The organism is Daejeonella sp. (genome assembly GCF_030684675.1).
Lineage (GTDB): Bacteria > Bacteroidota > Bacteroidia > Sphingobacteriales > Sphingobacteriaceae > Daejeonella.
Map to the genome: position 1 here is coordinate 39,402 of NZ_JAUXXZ010000046.1, position 21,552 is coordinate 60,953.

Below are 21,552 nucleotides of genomic sequence, written 5' to 3' on the forward strand. Positions count from 1 at the left end.
TAAGTTGTAAGTAATAAGTTATAGGTTATGAGTTGTGGTAAATTCCTGTAAGAGATAAATAACTTATTGCATTTGGTTCATAATTTACTTCGGCCAATCAAGGATCGATTCTGCATTACTATGAACATGTTTTAATGGTCATATTCACTTAATGTATTGTTCACATTAACTGAGTTCTTTTATGGAATGAAGTATTAACAGTTTCTTGTTTTTACAAAATAGAAAAATACATTTTTGCTATGATTTTTATAAAAAAAAGTCCCCGGGTATTCCTACCTGATCTATTGATTATTTGTTTGTTGTTTTTATCCCATGTAGCGATAGGCCAGACAGTTCCTAATAGTAAAAATTCTTCAAAAATACTCCTGCCAAATGGCTGGTCATTAAGTCCGGCCGGACGTTCACTTCAATTAGGTGATCTGCCACTGAACATTCAGATATCCCCATCTCAAAAACTGATGGCTATAACCAATAATGGACAGAGCAAACACAGTATTCAGCTGATTGATCCGCAAGGCGAAAAAATACTCCATGAGCAGCCGATCGGAAAGGCCTGGTACGGACTTAAGTTCAGTGCTGATGAAAAAAAGTTATATGCATCGGGTGCAAATGATAATATTATACTGATATATCCAATAGTTAATAAAAAATTAGCCGTTGCAGATACAATTGTACTTGGAAAGCCCTGGCCAGCCGAAAAAATTGGGCCAACAGGTTTGGAGGTTGATGATGCCGGCAAACGATTGTACACAGTAACCAAGGAGAATAATTCGCTTTACGTTTTTGATCTCTCAACAAAGAAACTTTTACACAGAGTTAATCTTGGCGCAGAGGCTTACGATTGTCTTTTATCACCGGATAAAAGCAAATTATACATCTCGCTTTGGGGATCAGATAAACTTGCTGTTTATGATACCAAAACAAATCGTGTAATCACTGAAATATTTACTGAGAATCACCCCAACGAAATTATTCAAAACAGGAGCGGTAAATACCTTTTCGTAGCTAATGCTAATGATAATTCAGTTTCTGTTATTGATACCCAGGCCGGAAAAGTAATTGAAGTAATTTCTACCGCTCTTTATCCAACCAGACTAACAGGCTCAACAACCAATGGTCTTGCACTTTCTGAAGATGAAAAGACACTTTATGTAGCAAATGCCGATAATAACTGTCTTGCTGTATTTAATGTTTCCACACCTGGAAAAAGCAGATCAAAAGGGTTTATTCCTACAGGTTGGTATCCAACGAATGTTCGGGTGGCCGGGAAAAAAATATTTGTATCAAATGGAAAGGGGTTCAGCTCAATGGCAAACCCATACGGTCCGCAACCAGTTAAAAAGACCGATAATAGCGGAGTACATGTCGGTATCACTGAGCAAAGGGAGGTACAATATATTGGAGGACTATTTAAAGGAACACTTTCGATTATCGATCAGCCGGATGATTCAAAACTCGAATCATTTTCAAAGCAGGTGTATGCCAATACTCCTTATAGCAAGCAGACTGAAACTCTTTCTAAGGGCCTTAAAGATAATCCCGTACCCAATATTCAGGGGGGTAAATCACCTATTAAATATGTCTTTTATGTGATTAAGGAGAATCGTACGTATGATCAGGTTTTTGGAGATATAAAGGAAGGTAACGGTGACCCTACGCTTTGTATTTTCCCCGAGAAAGTAACACCTAATCATCATGCATTGGCGAGGGAGTTCGTTCTGCTTGATAATTTTTATGTAGATGCAGAGGTAAGTGCTGATGGACATAACTGGAGCATGGCTGCTTATGCAACCGACTATACCGAGAAAACATGGCCAACCAGCTACGGCAGCAGGGGTGGTACTTATGATTATGAGGGCAGCCGCAAAATTGCTTATCCGCGGGATGGGTACATCTGGGATTATTGCAAGCGTGCAGGTGTGAGTTACCGTAGTTATGGGCAATTTGTTACCAAGGATGGTGCAACAACAGAATCGCTTATTGGTAAAATCGCAACAAAATTTCCGTCTTATAATCTGGATATTATGGATATTGACAGAATAACTGCATTTAAATCTGATTTCGATTCATTGCTCGCAATTAACGAGGTGGCACAATTCAATACTATCCGGATAGGGAATGATCATACCAGTGGACAACGAATTGGGAAACTAACTCCTACAGCTCAGGTGGCAGATAATGATCTTGCATTAGGTCAGCTTGTGGAGCATATTTCAAACAGCAGTATCTGGAAGGAATCAGCAATTTTTGTTTTGGAAGACGATGCTCAAAACGGTCCTGATCACGTGGATGCACACCGCTCGCCTGCATTTGTAATTAGTCCCTATACCAAACGGAATTCAGTAAATAGCAATATGTATTCTACTTCCGGAATGCTCAGAACCATGGAGCTGATCCTTGGTTTACCTCCAATGAGTCAGTATGATGCGGCAGCTGTTCCAATGTCTGAGTGTTTTACTTCAACACCTGATTTTAGACCCTATAAGATAAAACCTTCTAATGTTGACTTAAAGCAGCGTAATATCGCATGGAATAAGAGTGCGGAGCGCTCGCAGGAGTGGAATTTCGCAAGAGAAGATGCTGCTCCTGATCTGGATCTGAATGAAGTAGTTTGGAAATCAGTTAAGGGTGAAGATTCTGTAATGCCTGCTCCCCGCAGAAGTGCATTTCTAAGGCTTGAGCAAAAAGACAAAGCCGATGACTAATTATCGTTAAATCACAAATTATTCTATTTATTTTATTCTATAATAATGTCAAAAGTTTTAATATTTCTTTCCTTGGTATTTCTTTCCGGAAGTCTTTCTGGCCAGAGTATAAAGGGGAAAATATATTCGCAGAATACAAAAGATGCATTGATTGGGGTGAGCATCAGGCTTGAAGGAGCAAGCTCAATGGGTGGAGCAACAGATGAGAAAGGTATATTTAATTTTCAGAACATCCAGCCAGGCAAGTACACCATCAAAGCAAGCTATGTTGGTTATGAGCCCTATCAAACTACTTTGATTCTGGATAATGAAGGTATCAACCTTGATATATTCCTTATTTCTCAATCAGGGTCTCTTCCGGAAGTACAGATTTTATCTGCCTCACGCCGCAATACTTCTTCAGTTCATCTGCCTTTTGCCTCCAGTGTATTAAATCTGCCTGCTCAATCTGAAAATATTCCACGTACCGTTCCTGAATCATTAAATATTATCCCCGGTGTGTTTGTTCAGAAGACGAACCATGGCGGTGGTTCTCCTTTTATAAGGGGTTTAACGGGTAACCAAACATTGATCCTTATTGATGGAATCAGATTAAATAATTCCACCTTCAGATATGGACCAAATCAGTATTTGAATACGATTGATCCTTTTTCGGTCAATAAGATTGAAGTTCTGAGAGGAAGTGGTTCGGTTCAGTATGGATCTGATGCCATAGGTGGGGTTATACAGATTTTTACAAAAGATCCGGGATATACACCCGAAAATTCCTTCAAGGGAAGCGTTTCAGGGAGATTTGGGAGCAGTAAAATGGAGCAATCCGGCAGTACAGAATTGTCTTATTCCACAAGTAAGATGGTTCTTTCAGGAATTTTGGGAATAAAGAATTATGGAGATCTGATTGGCGGAGACACAACCGGAAGACAGTCTCCATCCGGATATTCCCAATCGGATGCCAGCTTGAAATTTAAGCTTAAGGTTTCTAACAATTCCGAACTTATTCTAGCCAATCAGTTTGTGCAGCAAAAGGATGTCAATGTTTATCATAAAGTGCAGCTCGAGAATTTCAATGTTAATAAAATGGGTTTGCAGGGCAGGAATCTCAGCTATCTAAAATACAGTATTGACCAGAAATCTTCAATTTTCAGAAGGATAGATGTAACAGGTTCCTTAAATGCAACCGTGGAAGAACGAAACAGTCAAAAAAATTCCAGTCAGTCGCTTGGTTTAGAAAAAGATAGGATCAAAACCTCTAATCTGGGAATTGAGATATTTTCTGACCTAAGTAAAAAGTGGACGGTTAACAGTGGTCTGGAATATTACAGAGACAAGGTTAACAGTATCAGGAATACAACAAATCTTCAAAGCGGAGTAGTGAGCACCCAAAGAGGTTTATATCCTGATAATTCACTCTATTCGAATACTTCAGTGTATTCTCTACATCATCTTGCGCTTGGCAATTTTAATCTTGAGGGTGGATTAAGGTACAATTGGTTACAGGCAACGATTGCAGATAAAGACCTCGGTCGGATGGAAATCAATCCTGGCGCATTTGTATGGAATTCAGGACTTAATTATTCTATTGGAAAGCACCATATTTACAGCTCCTTTAATACCGGATACCGTGCTCCTAATATCGATGATATGGGAACACTTGGTATTGTAGATTTCAGATATGAACTTCCTTCATATACTCTCAAGCCTGAAAAGAGCTATAATTCAGAAATCGGTTATAAATATTTTTCTGAGCATGTTAGTTTTGGTACAGCTTTATATCGAAATAAACTTAGTGATCTGATCAACAGGGTACAAACAGGTCAGGTAATTGATGGATATAAGGTTTACATGAAGGAAAATACAGAAGAAGCAGTAATTAAAGGGGTAGAAGGTTTTGCTGAATTTCAGGTTTCACAAAATCTGTTCTTTGATTTATTTGCTTCATTTAATCATGGACGAAACATCTCTAAAGCAGAGCCACTTAGAAGAGTCCCTCCCTTTAATGGAAACATTTCAATGAAATATAAAATGAATAAATTTTATATGAAAGCTGAGATGGGCTGGGCTGATAAACAAGATCGTCTGGCTCAGGGCGATAAAGATGATAACAGGATTCCTACAGGCGGTACACCCGGTTGGAAGGTGCTAAATGTCTATTCCGGATATTCTTTGGAGAATGTACATTTACGTTTAAGTGCTCAAAACCTTTTCAATGCTGATTATCGGACACATGGCAGTGGAATAAATTCTGTTGGAAGAAGTCTTTGGATGAGTCTTTCATTTGTTTTCTGAAAAACTATTGAATCGGGCTTAAGCCCAAAAGCATAAAATTTATAAGAATTTCTGCTAAAGCCGATTCATCTACCATTTTGGACAAATGGCTAAAGCCCCTTGCAATTGATTGAAATCCGATAATTATAGTTTGGGTATGGAGTAGTTCTATAGTCGGTATGGCTATTTTGCGTAATCACACATTTCCTGTAAAAATAGAAAGCCCCCAATGCTAACCATTCAGGGCTTTCTGCTTTTATCTTTTGGCTTTCTGCTTTTATCTTGATTTACTCTGAGCCTTTGATTTAGGCTGGCTAAACTGTGGTTTACCCTTAGTCATAATTTCAGGTGCACCAACCAGAGTCATAGCTGAGCGGAAGCCCATTTCTGCACTGGCTTCATCCTGTTGCATAAATCTTCTGGTAGCTGGATTGAGCCAGTAAGCTCTGTCATTCCATGATCCACCTTTATAAACCCTTGAACGATCATTTACCAGTGTAATAATTCCGTAAAGATCGGTTACTACAGTATCCAGATGACCACGGAAATCAGGATTGTATGGTTTACCTGCAATAGCGGATGAATCTACAGCTGCGGCGTTATTTTGTAATTCAGACCATTTTTGTTTTTTGCCTGTTTTAGCAGGATCTTTTATAGGACGTCCATACTTATCTTTAGCATAAATGCCCTTGTCTCTATCGGACAAGCGTTTATTAACAAACTCATTTCCCCTGAATGGGTTGAAATCATTGAAATCTTCAAAACTTAATTTCCTGTAAACATCGGCTGTCCACTCATTCACATTTCCTGCCATGTTATATAAACCGAAATCATTCGGTACATAACTTCTAACAGGTGCAGTAATGTCTGCTTTATCATTCAGGTAGCCACCTGTACCCATATTATCACCTTCTCCACGCTTAAAGTTAGCCAGAATCATACCTTGAGTACGTTTTTTAGGCGATCTTACACCAAGGCCATTCCATGGATAAATCCTGCCGTCTGCAATATTTTCGTATTCAGTGTTACCCGCCAGGGCCAAAGCTGCGTATTCCCATTCTGCCTCAGTTGGTAAACGATATGGTTGTTTTAATACCCCATCTTCCAGACGTACTGGTCTGACTACCCCTTTTGCATTGGGAGTTGTACCGGTAGCTACTGCACTTGGGTTTAAATCCTTTTTCATCTTTTTTCCATCAATTCCTTCGCCACGATACTGCCCGTTCAGGTAGATATCTGTATTGAAAGGATCCGCGGATGTTGAAACAGTAGCTGCCGTTCCTGCTTTACCTGCACCGGCTGCCAATGTTTTATAGTCCATCAAATAACCCTTACTTCTTAAGATTTCTTCGTTTACACGGTCAGTACGCCACTCACAATAGGCATTTGCCTGTTCCCAGGTTACTCCAACAACCGGGTAATCCTGAAAGGCCGGGTGACGGAGGTAATTATTAACATAAGGTTCGTTATAGGAAAGAGGTTGTCTCCAAACAAGTGTATCTGGAAGTGCATTGTAATAATATTCTGCATCATTGGCATAATTGCGTCTGATCCAGTAAAGATACTCGAGCCAGTCAACGTTCGATACCTCAGTTTCATCCATGTAAAATGACGCAACGGTTACCCTTCGTCTAACATTATCAAACTCATATCCTAAATCCTGATTCAAACTTCCGCCCATTACAAAAGTTCCGCCTTCAATTGCAATCAATCCCGGGCCCGGGCCAGCCTTTACTTTGCTGTTAACCTCAAAGCCACCATTATTCTTATTATTATAAGCCATGCCTGTTTTAGAAGACTGGCCTGTCTTACTTTTACTGCAGGATGATAAGATTCCAAGAAGCATTATGGCTGCTAAAGAATAAATTGAAATTCGTTTCATTACTATTCGATGTAATTGGAGCATTAATTTTTTAAAAGTACAAAATTGGGCTTATATCCCCAATGGATTTTTTTTGTCTTATATTAAGTCAATATCTAACTAATGGTCAAACGAAAAAAGTTTGAATAAGGTTACAAATCAATATACGTTAAATCATTTTCCAAACGTTATATATTGTATATTATTTCAATGCAATTTTTAGAGTAATAGTGAGTTATTTAGTTGTAGCAATTTAAAATCTTGAAAATCAATTAATTACAATATTAGTTTTTAAATTGAAGAGCTCTTTTGCTTGTTATTAATCATTTGATTTTTTGCTTTATAATTTCATTTAATATATCGGGTTACTTGGGAAATAATTCTTTTAAATACCTATATTTAAAACACTGTAAAGTGTAGATTTGATTGATTTTTTTTCAAAATTAATGGTTAACAAACTCTCGTTTTGTAATTATTTCGTCGTTTTAATTGTCTGTGTGCCTGCTTTGGCTGTGTCTCAGCCAACCCAGACAGATGGAAAGCGAACCAATACCATTCAGACAGCAGCTCCGTTTTTACTGATCACACCCGATGCACGGTCAGGTGCAATGGGTGACGTGGGGGTAGCAATTTCACCTGATGCAAATTCCATGCACTGGAACCCGGCTAAGCTGGCATTTCTTGATAAACCTACAGGCCTTTCAGCTTCATACACACCATGGCTTCGAAATCTGGTTCCGGATGTTGATTTGGGCTACCTGACGATCTACCACCGTTTAGATGATAGAAATACAATAGGTGGAGCATTAAGGTATTTTTCCTATGGTTCCATCCAGCTAACAGATAATAGTCAGAATGATATTGGAGTATACAGCCCGAATGAATTCTCTGTTGAGGGTTCTTTTTCAAGAAAATTTGGAGAGGGATTTGCCCTGGGAACTGCATTAAGATATATCCGCTCAAGTTTAAGTAACGGACAATTCAACGGACAGGATATACAGCCTGCTACCGCTCTTGCAGCAGATGCTTCTGCATATTATAAAACAGGTACTGTTATGTTGGGCAAGGATGCAGAGCTTGCATTGGGTTTGAACCTGTCTAATATCGGATCAAAGATGAGTTACTCCGAAGGAGGCTCAAAGTCCTTTCTCCCTGCCAATATGAAACTTGGTGCAGCTTCTACTTTTATTCTTGATGAATTGAATACTTTCACCGTTGCTCTTGACATGAACAAATTACTTGTTCCAACAAATCCTATCCGGGATATAAATGGAAATATTATTGATGGGAAAGACCCCGACCGTTCAGTGCCTGCTGCAATTTTTGGTTCCTTCAGTGATGCACCGGGTGGTTTTTCTGAAGAATTAAGTGAGATCAGCTTTTCTCTGGGTACAGAATACTGGTACAATAAACAATTTGCCCTTCGCTCCGGGTATTTCTATGAAGCCCCCACAAAGGGTGACAGGAGATACCTTACACTCGGTGCAGGCTTAAAATACAATGTATTTAATCTTGATTTCGCTTATTTGCTGGCAAATCAACAAACCAGTCCATTAGCACAGACACTGCGCTTTTCATTGGTATTTAATTTCGAAAAGTAGTTTAATGAAGATCAGGGTAGGATTTGGGTTCGATGTACACCAATTAGTTGAAAATCATCCATTTATTTTAGGAGGAGTTAAATTAGAACATCATTCAGGGGCTTTCGGGCATTCTGATGCGGATGTTTTGGTTCACGCTATTTGTGATGCACTGCTGGGTGCAGCAAATCTTCGTGATATTGGCTATCATTTTTCCAATACAGATGATCGCTGGAAAGGTATCAGCAGTCTCATCCTTTTAAAGGAATGTGTCAAATTACTTAACCAGAAAGGCTGGAATGTCGGAAATATCGATGCCATGTTATGTCTGGAAGCCCCTAAAATTAATCCACATATTCCCGAAATGAAAGTCAAAATATCTGAGGCTGCCGGGATTAGCGAAGATGATATATCCATCAAAGCAACTACGAATGAAACGATGGGTTTCATTGGCAGGAAGGAAGGACTGGTGGCTTATGCAGTATGTTTGATTGAGAAAAATTGAGGAAGTCCCTAATGTTTACCTGAATCAGGAATCTTAACCTCACTGAAGTCAGCAGCACATTTGCCACAATTGCTTGCGCATCCCTTTTTGCTGTTCATACTTTTATAGACCATACGGCCCATATAAACAGTGGCCAGGATGAATAGCAGAATAACCAAAATCAGTTGATAGTCCATAAATCAAAGTTACAGAATATCTGACAATGCCCGGTCAGGCGAAGGTAAATTATACCGTGTTGCAAAATAATTTTATCCTCAATTTATTTGGAGATTGATGGTTAAATCTGCTTATTAAATCCTACCTTTGCAAAAAATTTAAGAGTAATTTTTTAATGCAAAAAATAAGGAATATAGCGATCATCGCTCACGTTGACCACGGTAAAACTACATTGGTTGATAAAATTTTACACCAAACTAATTTGTTCCGTGATAATCAGGACACCGGGGATCTGATACTGGATAGCAATGATCTTGAACGTGAACGTGGTATTACCATTGTTTCAAAGAATGTTTCTGTAAACTATAAGGGTGTCAAAATTAATATTATTGATACTCCGGGACACGCCGACTTTGGTGGTGAAGTTGAACGGGTATTGAAAATGGCTGATGGGGTTATCCTCCTGGTCGATGCCTTTGAAGGCGCAATGCCTCAAACCCGTTTCGTGACTCAGAAGGCTCTTTCTTTGGGATTAAAGCCGGTTGTTATTGTTAATAAGGTAGATAAAGAAAACTGTCGCCCGGAAGAAGTTTATGAGTCAATCTTCGAATTGTTCTTCAATCTTGAAGCTACAGAAGATCAGCTTGATTTTCCTGTTTTATACGGTTCTTCAAAGCAGGGATGGATGAGTGAAGACTGGAAAGTACAGACTGAAGACATTACGCCATTACTGGATACTATTTTAGAGCACATTCCACCTGCACCAAGTTTTGATGGAACTCTTCAGATGCAAATCACCTCGTTAGATTATTCATCATTCGTAGGTCGTATCGCAATTGGGCGTGTGGCAAGAGGAGTGATTAAGGAAAATCAGCCTGTTTCTTTGGTAAAACGTGACGGAAAGATACAGAAATCAAGAATTAAAGAGCTTTATACGTTTGAAGGATTAGGAAAAATCAGGGTACAGGAAGTTTCATCGGGGGATATTTGTGCAGTAGTAGGAATCGAAGGTTTTGATATTGGTGATACAATTGCCGATTTCGAGAATCCGGAACAACTTGAAGTAATTAAGATCGACGAACCAACAATGAATATGTTGTTTACCATCAACAATTCACCAATGTTTGGTAAGGAAGGAAAATTTGTAACCTCGCAGCGTTTACGTGAGCGTCTTTACAAAGAGATGGAAAAAAATCTGGCCCTGAAAGTTGTCGAAACTGATTCACCTGATTCTTATCTGGTTTATGGCCGGGGAATTCTACACTTGTCGGTATTGATCGAAACAATGCGTCGTGAAGGATATGAGCTGCAGGTTGGACAACCTCAGGTTATCATCAAAGAAATTGACGGAATGAAGTGTGAGCCGATTGAAACACTTATCGTGGATGTACCTGCAGAGGTTTCCGGAAAAGTTATTGAATTAGTAACACAACGTAAGGGTGAATTATTGATTATGGAGCCGAAGGGAGATCTTCAGCATCTTGAGTTTGAAATTCCGGCACGTGGTATCATCGGACTTCGTAATAACGTGTTAACGGCTACTGCAGGTGAGGCTATTATGGCGCACCGTTTTAAAGCTTATGAGCCATGGAAAGGTAATATCCCTGGACGTTTGAATGGAGTTTTGGTATCTATGGAAAAAGGTTCAACTACTGCATATTCGATTGATAAATTGCAGGATCGCGGCCGTTTCTTCATTGAGCCGGGTGTTGAAGTTTATGAAGGACAGATTATGGGCGAGCATATCCGTGATAATGATCTGGTTGTAAATGTGGTTAAGGGTAAGGCTCTGACCAACATGCGTGCATCAGGTACAGATGATAATGCACGTATTGCTACCGCGGTTAAGTTTTCACTGGAAGAAGCTATGGAATATATCCAGGCCGATGAGTACATTGAGATCACTCCGAAAAGTATGCGTTTACGTAAGATTTATCTAACTGAGAATGAGCGTAAGATCAATGCAAAGAAGTTTGTGAATCAATAATCAAACGAAATATTTTAAAATAACACACGAAAAGCCCCGGATTTAATCCGGGGCTTTTCTATTATATTTGTGTTGATGAAGTTTCCAGTCGTACCCGGGTTTGACCAGCAAGCTTTTAGTAAATACCTGAAAAACACTGGCTGGTTGTTCCTTGCCAGGGTGGGGAGTTTGGGTATTAAGATTCTTGCGGGTATTGCCGTTGCCAATTATCTTGGTAAGACCGCAAATGGGATGCTGAATTATCCCCTTGTATTTGTCACCTTTTTTCTGGCCGCTGCAGCACTTGGTCTTGATGGATTTGTAACTCGTGAACTCCTTTCAGAACCTGATAAAAAGAATAAGCTACTTGGGACTGCCTTCCGTATGCGACTTCTGGCCGGAATCGCTATTATTCCGCTTGCCTGGCTGACTTATACCCTCTTTAAAGGAAATAGCAGCGATATACCTGTTAGTTATATTCTGATCGCTTCCTGTATCGGTATCACTCAATCATTATCTATAATCGATAGCTATTTTCAATCGCGGGTTCAGGGGAAATATGTCATGATGGTTCAGGTGACAGGAAATCTCTTGTCGGCAGGAATTAAGCTAATTCTGATTTTTATTTCTGCTCCATTAGCCTGGTTTATCTGGACTTTGCTCATTGATGCCGCAATTATGGGAATAGGTTATCTGATAGCTTACAGAGCGAAGGGGAATTATACATCAGAGTGGGAATATGAAGGCAGCCTCGCCAAATACCTATTAAAGCATTCCTGGCCGCTTGCATTTTCTGCCATTCTGGTTACTGTTTATATGAAAATAGGACAGCTCATGGTAGAAAGTTTTCTGGGTGTAGGAGCGCTTGGAATCTACTCTACAGTAGTTAACTGGAGTGAAAGCTGGTATTTTATCCCTGTAGCAATCGTCACTTCAGTATTTCCTGCCATTATGAATGCCCGCAGGGATGATCCACCGCGCTATCAGAAAAGACTAACCGATATGTATGATCTGATGGTTTTGATCAGCCTGAGTATTGCGATATTTATGAGCTTTGCATCGACCTATATTTACCAGTACTTTTATGCTGCAGAGTTTGCCGAGGGCGCAAAAATATTATCCATTCATATCTGGGCAGGTGTTTTTGTTTTTCTGGGCAGTGCAAGTGGTCAGTATCTGGTAGCTGAGGGATATACCCGGTATTCTTTGTATCGTACTGGTGCAGGTGCCGTGGTTAATGTTATTCTGGGATTTTTCTGGATACCCTTATACGGACTGCAGGGTGCTGCCTTTGCTACACTTATCGCATACTTCTCTGCTACTTTTTTTATCCTTGTCTTTCCTGAAACCAGAAAACAAGGAATAAATATGCTTAAATCCTTATTTTTAATCTCACTCATTCAAAAAATCGCAAAACGTTGAAAAAAACGGAATCCTATACCAGTTTGATCAATCCGGCAAGAATAAAGACCTTATTGTCTTTCGGATTAAAAGGTTATTTATCAGAAATAGGCTGGTTTAAATCATTCGAAACCAAATCGCCAATCGGCCGGAATTCAGAGCCTATTCCATGGGTCACCTATTCATTTATTGATTTTATAGCTGATCGTATTCAAAAGGATCATACAGTTTTTGAATTTGGTTCGGGTAATTCAACCTTTTACTATGCACAGCGGGCTCAAAAGGTTGTTTCTGTAGAACATGATAAGGCATGGTTTGATAAAATATCAGCATCGAAACCGCTAAACTCTGAAATGATATTCTGTGACCTGCAGAAAGATGGGGATTACAGCAAAATGCCTGAAAGTATGGGTCTGAAGTTCGATATCATCATAGTTGATGGCCGCGACAGGGTGAACTGCTGTTACCATTCCCTGACTGCACTTAGCGAGAAGGGAGTGATAGTTCTCGACGATTCAGAACGGGAAAATTATGCTGCCGCGATCAGCTTTTTTAAGAAAGAGGAATTCAGGGAATTATCGTTCAGTGGCATCTCTCCCGGCCTTTTTTATCGTAAGTCTACTTCAGTGTTTTACAAAGACAATAATTGCCTGGGTATTTAAGATGAGTAATGAGATTTTAAGCGCTGATGTTAAAAGCGCCTATGATGATTTTTATCTGGGCCGTGATGAACAATGGAGGATGCTGGGCGCAAAGTATAAGGCAAAAAACATCATGGATGTTTGCAAGGGGCATGAATTTAAAAAGGTTCTGGAAGTAGGGGCCGGTGATGGAAGTATCTTGCAGCACCTTGATGGAATGAATTCCTTTCCTGAAATGCATGCTTTGGAAATCTCACAAAGCGGTGTAGATCAGCTCAATTCCAGAAAACTGAAAAATTTAAAATCGGTTAATATTTTCGATGGATATCATATCCCTTTTGCCGATAATGAATTTGATCTTGTTATTCTGGCCCATGTTCTTGAACATGTAGAGTTTGAACGGATGTTATTGCGCGAGATCAAACGGGTATCAAAACATGTAATCATTGAAGTCCCCTGTGATTACCGCTATGGCGTTGATAAAAGGATGAAGCATTTTTTGAATTATGGGCATATTAATATGTATACCCCTACCTCAGTCCGGTTCCTGGTTCAGTCTGAAGGCTTTGAAGTGCTAGCGGATAAGGTTTCGATGATTGAGCCGGAAGTTACCAAGTTCAACACATTTATTAATCAGGGGAAAACTAAAAACCTGTTAAGCTCTCTTCGCATTGATGCTGAATATTTTGTTAAGAAATTGATAATTTCATTAAGCGGCTCAAGAAGGAATGAATCATTTGCCAATGCTTATACCCTATTTTTAAGAAAGAATGGTGATCTGGATATCTTCAGTCATTAATTCTACAGAACACATTTTATGAAGACTATCTTATTTTCAATTCCTTTTTTGCTGATCCTTTTCCTGCAACTATTTAGCGATAGTACTCAGCGGAAATCATCAAATTGGAATTATTATGCTGATTCATTGTCTATCAGAAAGGCCTTTTCTGAATCGCCGGTACTTTCTGCCCGGGAGTCTATACGAAAAATGCAGATTGAGAGAGGCTTCAATATTCATATAGTCGCAACTGAACCACTCTTAAATACACCTGTTGCCCTTAGCTTTGATCATAAAGGCAGGATTTGGGTTGTGGAAATGGAAAACTATATGCCCGATTCCATAGGTACTGGAGAAGATATGCCGGTTGGTAAGATCGTCATTCTGACTGATCGGAATGGCGATGGAAAAATGGATGAAAGGAAGATCTTTCTCGATTCCCTGGTACTTCCACGTGCTATTTGCTTCATTGAAAATGGAATTCTTGTTGCTGAATCCCCAAACCTTTGGTACTACGAAATTAAAAAGGATAAGCCGGTTAATAAGACGCTTGTTGACGCCGCTTATGCCGAAGGTGGAAATGTTGAACATCAACCTAATGGCTTGTTCAGGGCTTTAGATAACTGGATCTATAATGCAAAATCAAGCAAAAGATATAGAAAACAGGGTAGTAAATGGCTGATTGAACGAACCCATTTCCGGGGGCAATGGGGGATTTCACAGGATGATCAGGGTCGTTTGTTTTATAATAACAACTCCGAGAATCTTCAGGGGGATTATTTCAGTCCGGGTTTTGGAGCCACAAATTCAAATCAGTCAAGGCTTGCCGGCTTTTCAGAAAGCATTATCAAAAACAATAAAGTTTATCCAATCAGGCCTAATACCGGTGTGAACCGGGCTTACATGAAGGGGATTATTGACGAGAATTTGAAGCTGGTTAATTTTACTGCTGCTTGCGGACCGGTAATTTTTAATAGCACCCTGTTCGGTTCCGATTATTATGGAAATGCATTTGTTGCCGAGCCATCTGCCAATCTTATCAAACGAAATATACTGAGTAACGATGGCAATCTTGTCGCGGGTAAACAGGCATATATTGGTCGTGAATTTCTGGCGAGTACAGATGAAAGGTTTCGACCAGTAAGTTTATACACTGGTCCGGATGGAGCTTTATATATTGTAGATATGTATCGTGGGATCATACAACATAAAACTTATTTAACTCCTTATCTCAAAAGTGAGATCAAAGCCAGAAACTTGACACAACCCCTTAATTATGGCCGTATTTACAAAGTACTACCCAGGGGAAAAAAGGCCAGAGGTGTCAAAATTCCACAGGATCCCTCCAAACTAATCGCCTTATTATCTGATTCAAACGGATGGGTTCGTAATAAAGCTCAACAAATTTTGGTCGACAGTAAGGATAAGGGTCTGGGTTTTGCTTTAAGGCAGGTATTGAGATCCGGTTCACAAAGTCTGGGCAGGGTTCATGTCCTTTGGACCATGGAGGGCCTGGGAGTTCTGGAAAAGGAAGATGTATTACCCCTTTTGAAAAGTACTGATTGGGCAATGCGTATGCAGGCATTAACTGTATTACCCTCAGTTTTGAACAGGGAGAATCACAAAGAGTTTCTTCTGGTCTTAATCGCAATACTAAATGAAAATGATACTCTTGCGGCTCCATATCTGGCTTTTGTAAGTCCTTACATTAATGACTTTGATCCGGCAGAAGCCAATAAACTTTTGCTGGGACTCTCCAAAAAGTATGCAAGCAATGTTTTTATTTCCGACGCTGTAATCAGTAATCTGCAAAATAAGGAAGCTGCTTTTTATAAGGAGTTTACCGGGATAAATCAGGATACGAGTCTGGTACTAAGTAAACGTCTGAAGAAGATTGTCGATGATATGGCAAAAAAGAAAGTCAATGCCCCCGATCCTGCAAAAGAATTCCCCAGAGGACTTGCATTGTACCGGAGTATTTGTCAGGCATGCCATGGAGCTGATGGGAATGGGGTTAATGGACTGGCTCCTCCATTAAATAACTCAGATTGGGTTACGGGGGATAAGAAAAGGCTGGCAGCAGTCGTTCTTTATGGACTTAACGGACCGATAACTGTCAGCAAAAAGTTATTCAAGGTTCCGGAAGTCAGCGGCGAGATGCCCGGGATTGCTTCTAATGCTAATTTTTCGGATGAGGATGTTGCGCAGGTTTTAAGTTATATCCGTGGCTCCTGGGCTAATTCAGCTGATAAAGTTTCAAAAGAAGAGGTTGCAGCTATACGGTTGAAATATAAAGGAAGGCAGACGGGGTTTACGGAGAAGGAATTTAAATAATGGAGAGTTGAGAATTGATAGTTGACAATTAAGAGTGGAGAATTTTATTAAGGTTTATTTTATGTGAAGTAGAATGTCATCCCGACGCAGGAGGGAACTTCGTTGAATCAGGTAAATATTTGAATTAAGGAAAATAGGATAATAGACAAAGAAGCAGGATTATTGTCCACCTTTAGAGGGGGGTGCGAAAGGCCTGAGCGATTGGAGGGGGAGGAATAGTATTAAAACCTCCCCCTGCCCCTTCCAAAGGGGAACAAGCCAGAAGCCCAGGGATTGTTCTAAAAGTTGAAAATTTATATAATTTACTCTAATAGTTCCGTACTAAATACTAAATACTATCTAATGCAAAATTTTGCTCCCATAGCTTTATTCGTTTATAACCGTCCGGAGCATACCAGGCGGACAATAAAGTTTTTGCAACAAAACTTGTTGGCGGATGAATCGCGGCTTTTTATTTTTTCTGATGCTGCCAAAGATCCGTCACAACAAGTGTTTGTAGATGAAGTGAGGGATATTATCAGGCTGGTTGATGGCTTTAAGTCTGTTGAGCTGATTGAAAGAAAAACCAATTTGGGTCTTGCTGAGTCTATTATAGATGGGGTGAGCCTGCTGGTTTCTGAATACGGTAAAGTGATAGTGTTTGAGGATGATTTGATCAGTTCGGCATATACCCTGCAATATTTTAATGATGCCCTGGTTCGGTATCAGAATGAAGAAAAGGTCATGCATATCGGTGCTTATATGTATCCGCTGAAAGCTGAAAATTTACCCGAAACCTTTTTTTATAGGGCCGCGACAAGCTGGGGATGGGCAACCTGGGATAGGGCCTGGAAGGATTTTGAACCCGATATCAATAAGATAATCGCCCGGTTCGACCGGAAGAAGAGACTTGAATTCTCCATTGAGGGTACTATGAATTTTTGGAAACAGATTATTGAATTTAAGCGGGGCAGGAACAATTCATGGGCGATACGCTGGTATGCTTCTATATTTCTCAAAGGTGGTTTGACATTGAATCCTTCAAAATCCCTGGTTAATAATATTGGACATGATGGCTCAGGAATTCATTCGGGCTTGAATGATATTTATCATGTGATTATCAACCCAATTCCGGTAACAACTTTTCCAGAAAAAATTGAGGAGAATAAGGAAACTTATCTCGCAATCAAGAATTTTTTGAAAACCCGCAAGGGAAGCTTATGGCAAAGGATATTGCGGTTTACGAAGCAGAAAATAAAAGGTATCTGATTATTTTTCGGCATTATGGCGCTGAAGCACCAGTAATTGTTCCCTTCTGTTCGCTTAGGTTTGGGGCTGAAGCCCGATTTGAAAACCGCACCTTCACCCGGAGCTAAGGCACCGGGCTATTGAGCGATATGGCTATTCCAAGGCTGAGTATTTTTTATTCAATCATTACATCATTACGATTGCTCAATAGGCTCCAGCTTTAGCTGGGGTTAATGAGATTGTTCGTTTTCGGGCTTCAGCCCAACATTTAGCAATAGGTGAGGAACTGGCAACAGAGGGAGGCAGTTTTACAATGAGGGGTGCCATTTTTTATTTAGAAAAAACAACCAATTGAAAAGTGTAAATTAAAATTCTCCCATTTATTTTTTTGCCTCCAGAACGATATAAGGAGATAAGAATTTTGATTCAAAAGGTATCAGGGTAGTAGCTACCTTCCCAATGAACCAGATACTTTTAATAAACGCTTTAGTAATTCCTGATTTTTGATCTTTGTTTTCGAGCCAAACACTGTATCTGCCAAAGTATGAGGATTTTATGGATTTCATGCCAAGCTCTTCCAGTATCGCTGCAAGATATTCGGTATCCATACATTCGATATAGTGTTTATCGTAATTATCTCTGTCGAAAGTCTTTTGAACCCAGCCATTCACACTTCTGAAATTGGGCAATGTAATAAACATAGTACCTCCCGGCTTTAAAAATTGAAGATGCCGCTCAATGATATCTTTTGTATCCTTAAAATGCTCAATTAAACCACAGGAAAGCACCAGATCGTATTTCTGTTCCGGATGGTACTGAAAAACATCATTCTCAATCACCGGGATCTCATTTTCATCCAGACCATTTTTGTTCAGGACCTTTTTTAAAATATCGGGATGAATAAAATAATCGAAAAGAGTGGTTCTGACTCCCAGGTATTTATGCAGGAATATGGAATAGTATCCCGGAAATCCGCCTAATTCAATTGCAGTCTGAACTTTATTTGTTTTAACTATTTTTTCCAGTTGCTGATGAAAAAGGTAATTCTTATCGATCTGTATTGCCAGATCGGGTTTAGATTCCCAATAGTTAGTCCAGAATTGCCTGTTGGTTAATTGATTTCCCATTCATCAGCAAAGAAAACAAAATTTTAGATATGCTGGTGAAAATAGCAGGGAAAGCAATTTGTTTTTCTGAAAATCTTTCTGTTAGCGATATGAATTGTATTTTTGGTATAGTGAGAATTATCCATCTGAATTCATATGCCGGCAATGGCGGGGCTGGACGGGCTTGTTTGCGCCTGAATAAAGCCTTGAAAGTCGAAGGGCTTGACTCTGTGCTTGCAGTAAACTTTCTGTTCAGGGATAATCTGGAGGTTGTCAATCTATCTAAAGGTTTTTTCAATAAATGGCTTACTGCATTTGGAATCATTATCGAGCAATATTATTCTAAGTTTTTTACCAAACCACTGCCGATACCTTTTTCATTTCCACTTTGGGGCAGGCATGTTTCAAAGCTTGGGCTACTTCGATCTGCTGATATTATACACCTGCACTGGATCAATCATGCTTTTTTACGGCCTGCAGACCTTGCTAAATTATCTGCATTGAATAAACCTATCGTATGGACTTTCCATGACAGCAATGCTTTTACCGGCGGATGCCACGTGCGGTATGAATGTGATCATTTTTTGAAAGAATGTGGTAATTGCCCGGTGCTGAAAAATTCTGGTAAGAATGATCATTCCCATAAGATCTGGCTTCAAAAGAAAAATGCATATTCTGGTCTGGATTTTACCGTCATTGCACCCGGAAGATGGATGGCTGATTCGGTTCGGATGAGCAGTTTGCTCAGATCAAGGAATGTTTTAAATATTCCAAATACCCTGGACACGGATGTTTTTAAGCCATCTGATAAAGCTTCGGCCAGACAAGCACTTGGTTTAGCACCTGAAAAATTCATTATGATGAGCGGTTTTATGCCATCTCGTATGGATATGCATAAAGGGACAAGCTATTTAGTAGACGCAATAGAATTGTTTGCCGCGAATTATGATCTTGGTCCTGATCAGATGGAATTAATCATTTTTGGCAACAGGGATGCAAAGAACGTTCCTGATTTTTCAATCAAAACTACTTTTCTTGGGACTATCTCTGATGATGAAAAGCTGGCTTTGTGTTACAGCGCAGCTGATGTTTTTCTAGCTCCCTCACTCGAGGATAATCTCCCCAACACCGTAATGGAGAGCCTGGCATGCGGCACTCCCGTAGTTGCTTTCAGAACCGGTGGAATCCCGGATATGGTTCAGCATCAGCAAAATGGTTACCTTGCCGAATACCGTTCTTCTGCAGATCTTGCCCGCGGGATTGCATGGGTTTATTCAGCCAACCGTCAGGTCTTAAGTGCAAACTCCCGCAGAACAATTGAAGATCATTTTTCGGAGCATATCATTGCACGCCGGCATATCGAATTATACGAATCATTGCTAAAGAATCATGTTTCAACCTAAATTAACTGTCATTACAATTGTTTATAACAATGTCCGGGATATTGAACGTACGGTTCTTTCGGTGTTGAACCAAACCTATCCTAATATTGAATACCTGGTAATTGATGGTGCCTCGACTGATGGAACTCTGGAACTCCTGGAAAAATATGAAGGAAGGCTGGCTAAGCTGATTTCTGAAAAGGATAAGGGCATTTATGATGCTATGAATAAAGGACTAGCACTGGCATCTGGTGATTATATTTTGTTTATGAATTCTGGTGATGAATTATATGCCTCAGATACTGTTGAAAATGTATTTGCCTCTGCTCCCGACGCGGATATCTATTATGGTGAGACTGAGATGTACGATGAAGAATGGAGAAGTCTGGGACAAAGAAGGCATAAAGCTCCTGAAAATTTTAGCTGGAAAGATTTTAAATATGGAATGAGCATCAGTCACCAGGCTATTTACATTCGCAGATCCCTGACTGAGCCTTATGATCCCCAATACAAATTGAGTGCAGATATTGATTGGATTATTAAGGCAGCTAAAAAGGCAGTAAAGATTGTTAATACAAGAATGTATGTTGCAAAGTATCTGGTCGGTGGAATGTCAAAGAAGAAGCATCGGCAGAGTCTGATCGAGCGTTTCCATATTTTTTCGAAGCATTACGGACTTATTCCCAATGTGTTTAATCATGCTGTTATTGCAGGCAATTTAGCTTATTACTACCTGAAGCACAGAAGGACGAATGATTAGGGGAATTTTAGGTTCCGTCATTTCGAACACGGCAGTAGTTTTTTCTTCCTAAAGTTGTAATTCGCGGTGTGGAGAAATCTGTTGATTGGGGGCAGTGCTTTTGGATCCGTCATTTCGAACACATCGGTAGTATTTTCTTCCTAAGATTGTAATTCGCGGTGTGGAGAAATCTGTTGATTGGGAGCTGTGCTTTTGACCATGAGATTTCTCTTCGCGTTTACTATATTTCTAAGGACAATAATTGTAATCGCTCATCGAAATGACGGTTATTAGCTGAATATTACCGATTACTCATTCGTTGTTTACATAATCTAATTTTTTCTAATGATATCCTATAACTTTCTTAACCTTCGCAATGAAAAAAGGTGGGGCAGTTTACATAATGACCAACAAAAATAAGACTACCTTGTATATAGGTGTAACCTCTGATCTTTATAACAGGATATTGCAACATAAGGAACACCATTTCCCCAAAAGCTTCACTGCAAAGTATAATTTAACTGATTGCATTTATTATGAGAGTTTCTTCTCAATTGAAGAAGCAATAATGCGCGAAAAAATTTTGAAGAAATGGCGAAGAGAAAAGAAAGAACAACTAATCAATTCGCTTAATCCTGAATGGAAAGATTTATGGGAGGAAATTAAAGAATGGTGATAGTACCGTCATTCCGAATGAGGCCCGCCTGACCGGACGGGCAGGCACAAAGAGGAATCTGTTTCAAGTAGCAGGATTCATTTATTTTTATACTAGTGTTAAGTTAAATATATTATGACGTAATAAAAATATATTGTATATTCGTAAAACAATCAGTTATGATACGATATACAATTAAACTCAGTAAAGGAGAAGTTGAGGAATTGATGGAGATCGTAAATAAAGGTTCC

Annotated in this window: 16 protein-coding genes; 13 read left to right on the forward strand and 3 right to left on the reverse strand. The window is 39.6% G+C overall.

Translation table 11 applies throughout. From position 1 onward, the window contains the following. Positions 1–239: 239 nt before the first annotated feature. Together Q8M41_RS09845 and Q8M41_RS09850 are read left to right on the forward strand one after the other, a co-directional pair. Positions 240–2,705 carry a bifunctional YncE family protein/alkaline phosphatase family protein gene (locus Q8M41_RS09845; protein WP_305365093.1) on the forward strand — a complete coding sequence of 822 codons (2,466 nt, stop codon included), beginning with the start codon at positions 240–242 and terminating at the stop codon, positions 2,703–2,705. A gap of 45 nt (positions 2,706–2,750) precedes the next feature. Next, entirely contained in the window at positions 2,751–4,991 is a 2,241-nt protein-coding gene (locus Q8M41_RS09850; protein ID WP_305365094.1) for a TonB-dependent receptor, read from the forward strand. Positions 4,992–5,247: 256 nt separating this feature from the next. On the opposite strand, the gene Q8M41_RS09855 is transcribed toward Q8M41_RS09850, so the two are convergent. Then, positions 5,248–6,852 carry an SUMF1/EgtB/PvdO family nonheme iron enzyme gene (locus Q8M41_RS09855; protein WP_305365095.1) on the reverse strand — a complete coding sequence of 535 codons (1,605 nt, stop codon included), beginning with the start codon at positions 6,850–6,852 and terminating at the stop codon, positions 5,248–5,250. 425 nt (positions 6,853–7,277) lie between these two features. Between Q8M41_RS09855 and porV the strand changes: the two genes are divergently transcribed. Both porV and ispF read left to right on the forward strand, forming a co-directional pair. Next, entirely contained in the window at positions 7,278–8,432 is a 1,155-nt protein-coding gene (gene porV / locus Q8M41_RS09860; protein WP_305365096.1) for a type IX secretion system outer membrane channel protein PorV, read from the forward strand. Positions 8,433–8,436: 4 nt separating this feature from the next. Beyond that, the gene (ispF, locus tag Q8M41_RS09865) at positions 8,437–8,916 is read left to right on the forward strand and encodes a 2-C-methyl-D-erythritol 2,4-cyclodiphosphate synthase (RefSeq protein ID WP_305365097.1); all 480 of its coding nucleotides are present in this window, start codon (positions 8,437–8,439) and stop codon (positions 8,914–8,916) included. An 8-nt stretch (positions 8,917–8,924) separates the two neighbouring features. On the opposite strand, the gene Q8M41_RS09870 is transcribed toward ispF, so the two are convergent. Continuing rightward, positions 8,925–9,092, reverse strand: a complete 168-nt coding sequence (locus Q8M41_RS09870) for a FeoB-associated Cys-rich membrane protein (RefSeq protein ID WP_305365098.1) — start codon at positions 9,090–9,092, stop codon at positions 8,925–8,927. A gap of 155 nt (positions 9,093–9,247) precedes the next feature. Here Q8M41_RS09870 and typA point away from each other — a divergent pair, with 155 nt between their 5' ends. The 6 genes from typA (at position 9,248) to Q8M41_RS09900 (ending at position 17,440) form a co-directional block, all read left to right on the forward strand. Then, positions 9,248–11,059, forward strand: coding sequence for a translational GTPase TypA (typA, locus tag Q8M41_RS09875; RefSeq protein WP_305365099.1), 1,812 nt, complete (start codon positions 9,248–9,250; stop codon positions 11,057–11,059). A 75-nt stretch (positions 11,060–11,134) separates the two neighbouring features. After that, complete coding sequence (locus Q8M41_RS09880) at positions 11,135–12,460, forward strand: flippase (protein ID WP_305365100.1); 1,326 nt, start codon at positions 11,135–11,137, stop codon at positions 12,458–12,460. After that, positions 12,457–13,101 carry an FkbM family methyltransferase gene (locus tag Q8M41_RS09885; RefSeq protein ID WP_305365101.1) on the forward strand — a complete coding sequence of 215 codons (645 nt, stop codon included), beginning with the start codon at positions 12,457–12,459 and terminating at the stop codon, positions 13,099–13,101. Before Q8M41_RS09880 ends, Q8M41_RS09885 begins: the two co-directional genes overlap by 4 nt. 1 nt (position 13,102) lies before the next feature. Continuing rightward, positions 13,103–13,879 carry a class I SAM-dependent methyltransferase gene (locus tag Q8M41_RS09890; RefSeq protein WP_305365102.1) on the forward strand — a complete coding sequence of 259 codons (777 nt, stop codon included), beginning with the start codon at positions 13,103–13,105 and terminating at the stop codon, positions 13,877–13,879. 18 nt (positions 13,880–13,897) lie between these two features. After that, positions 13,898–16,192: a c-type cytochrome gene (locus Q8M41_RS09895; protein WP_305365103.1), complete on the forward strand. Its 2,295-nt coding sequence runs from the start codon at positions 13,898–13,900 to the stop codon at positions 16,190–16,192. Positions 16,193–16,534: 342 nt separating this feature from the next. After that, positions 16,535–17,440, forward strand: a complete 906-nt coding sequence (locus tag Q8M41_RS09900) for a sugar transferase (protein WP_305365104.1) — start codon at positions 16,535–16,537, stop codon at positions 17,438–17,440. Positions 17,441–17,799: 359 nt separating this feature from the next. Here Q8M41_RS09900 and Q8M41_RS09905 read toward each other — a convergent pair whose 3' ends face one another. Further along, complete coding sequence (locus Q8M41_RS09905; RefSeq protein WP_305365105.1) at positions 17,800–18,546, reverse strand: bifunctional 2-polyprenyl-6-hydroxyphenol methylase/3-demethylubiquinol 3-O-methyltransferase UbiG; 747 nt, start codon at positions 18,544–18,546, stop codon at positions 17,800–17,802. Positions 18,547–18,575: 29 nt separating this feature from the next. On the opposite strand from Q8M41_RS09905, the gene Q8M41_RS09910 reads away from it, so the two are divergent. The 3 genes from Q8M41_RS09910 (at position 18,576) to Q8M41_RS09920 (ending at position 21,322) form a co-directional block, all read left to right on the forward strand. After that, entirely contained in the window at positions 18,576–19,928 is a 1,353-nt protein-coding gene (locus Q8M41_RS09910) for a glycosyltransferase (protein WP_305365106.1), read from the forward strand. Beyond that, positions 19,915–20,667 carry a glycosyltransferase family 2 protein gene (locus Q8M41_RS09915; protein WP_305365107.1) on the forward strand — a complete coding sequence of 251 codons (753 nt, stop codon included), beginning with the start codon at positions 19,915–19,917 and terminating at the stop codon, positions 20,665–20,667. Before Q8M41_RS09910 ends, Q8M41_RS09915 begins: the two co-directional genes overlap by 14 nt. Before the next feature lie 355 nt (positions 20,668–21,022). Next, positions 21,023–21,322 carry a GIY-YIG nuclease family protein gene (locus Q8M41_RS09920; RefSeq protein WP_305365108.1) on the forward strand — a complete coding sequence of 100 codons (300 nt, stop codon included), beginning with the start codon at positions 21,023–21,025 and terminating at the stop codon, positions 21,320–21,322. The last annotated feature ends 230 nt before the right edge of the window (positions 21,323–21,552 follow it).

Bases quoted from the DNA above. Each gene is read 5' to 3' on its own strand.
- Q8M41_RS09845 (WP_305365093.1), top strand. From the start codon at position 240: ATGATTTTTATAAAAAAAAGTCCCCGGGTATTCCTACCTGATCTATTG.
- Q8M41_RS09850 (WP_305365094.1), top strand. From the start codon at position 2,751: ATGTCAAAAGTTTTAATATTTCTTTCCTTGGTATTTCTTTCCGGAAGT.
- Q8M41_RS09855 (WP_305365095.1), bottom strand. From the start codon at position 6,852: ATGAAACGAATTTCAATTTATTCTTTAGCAGCCATAATGCTTCTTGGA.
- porV (WP_305365096.1), top strand. From the start codon at position 7,278: ATGGTTAACAAACTCTCGTTTTGTAATTATTTCGTCGTTTTAATTGTC.
- ispF (WP_305365097.1), top strand. From the start codon at position 8,437: ATGAAGATCAGGGTAGGATTTGGGTTCGATGTACACCAATTAGTTGAA.
- Q8M41_RS09870 (WP_305365098.1), bottom strand. From the start codon at position 9,092: ATGGACTATCAACTGATTTTGGTTATTCTGCTATTCATCCTGGCCACT.
- typA (WP_305365099.1), top strand. From the start codon at position 9,248: ATGCAAAAAATAAGGAATATAGCGATCATCGCTCACGTTGACCACGGT.
- Q8M41_RS09880 (WP_305365100.1), top strand. From the start codon at position 11,135: ATGAAGTTTCCAGTCGTACCCGGGTTTGACCAGCAAGCTTTTAGTAAA.
- Q8M41_RS09890 (WP_305365102.1), top strand. From the start codon at position 13,103: ATGAGTAATGAGATTTTAAGCGCTGATGTTAAAAGCGCCTATGATGAT.
- Q8M41_RS09895 (WP_305365103.1), top strand. From the start codon at position 13,898: ATGAAGACTATCTTATTTTCAATTCCTTTTTTGCTGATCCTTTTCCTG.
- Q8M41_RS09900 (WP_305365104.1), top strand. From the start codon at position 16,535: ATGCAAAATTTTGCTCCCATAGCTTTATTCGTTTATAACCGTCCGGAG.
- Q8M41_RS09905 (WP_305365105.1), bottom strand. From the start codon at position 18,546: ATGGGAAATCAATTAACCAACAGGCAATTCTGGACTAACTATTGGGAA.
- Q8M41_RS09910 (WP_305365106.1), top strand. From the start codon at position 18,576: ATGCTGGTGAAAATAGCAGGGAAAGCAATTTGTTTTTCTGAAAATCTT.
- Q8M41_RS09915 (WP_305365107.1), top strand. From the start codon at position 19,915: ATGTTTCAACCTAAATTAACTGTCATTACAATTGTTTATAACAATGTC.
- Q8M41_RS09920 (WP_305365108.1), top strand. From the start codon at position 21,023: ATGAAAAAAGGTGGGGCAGTTTACATAATGACCAACAAAAATAAGACT.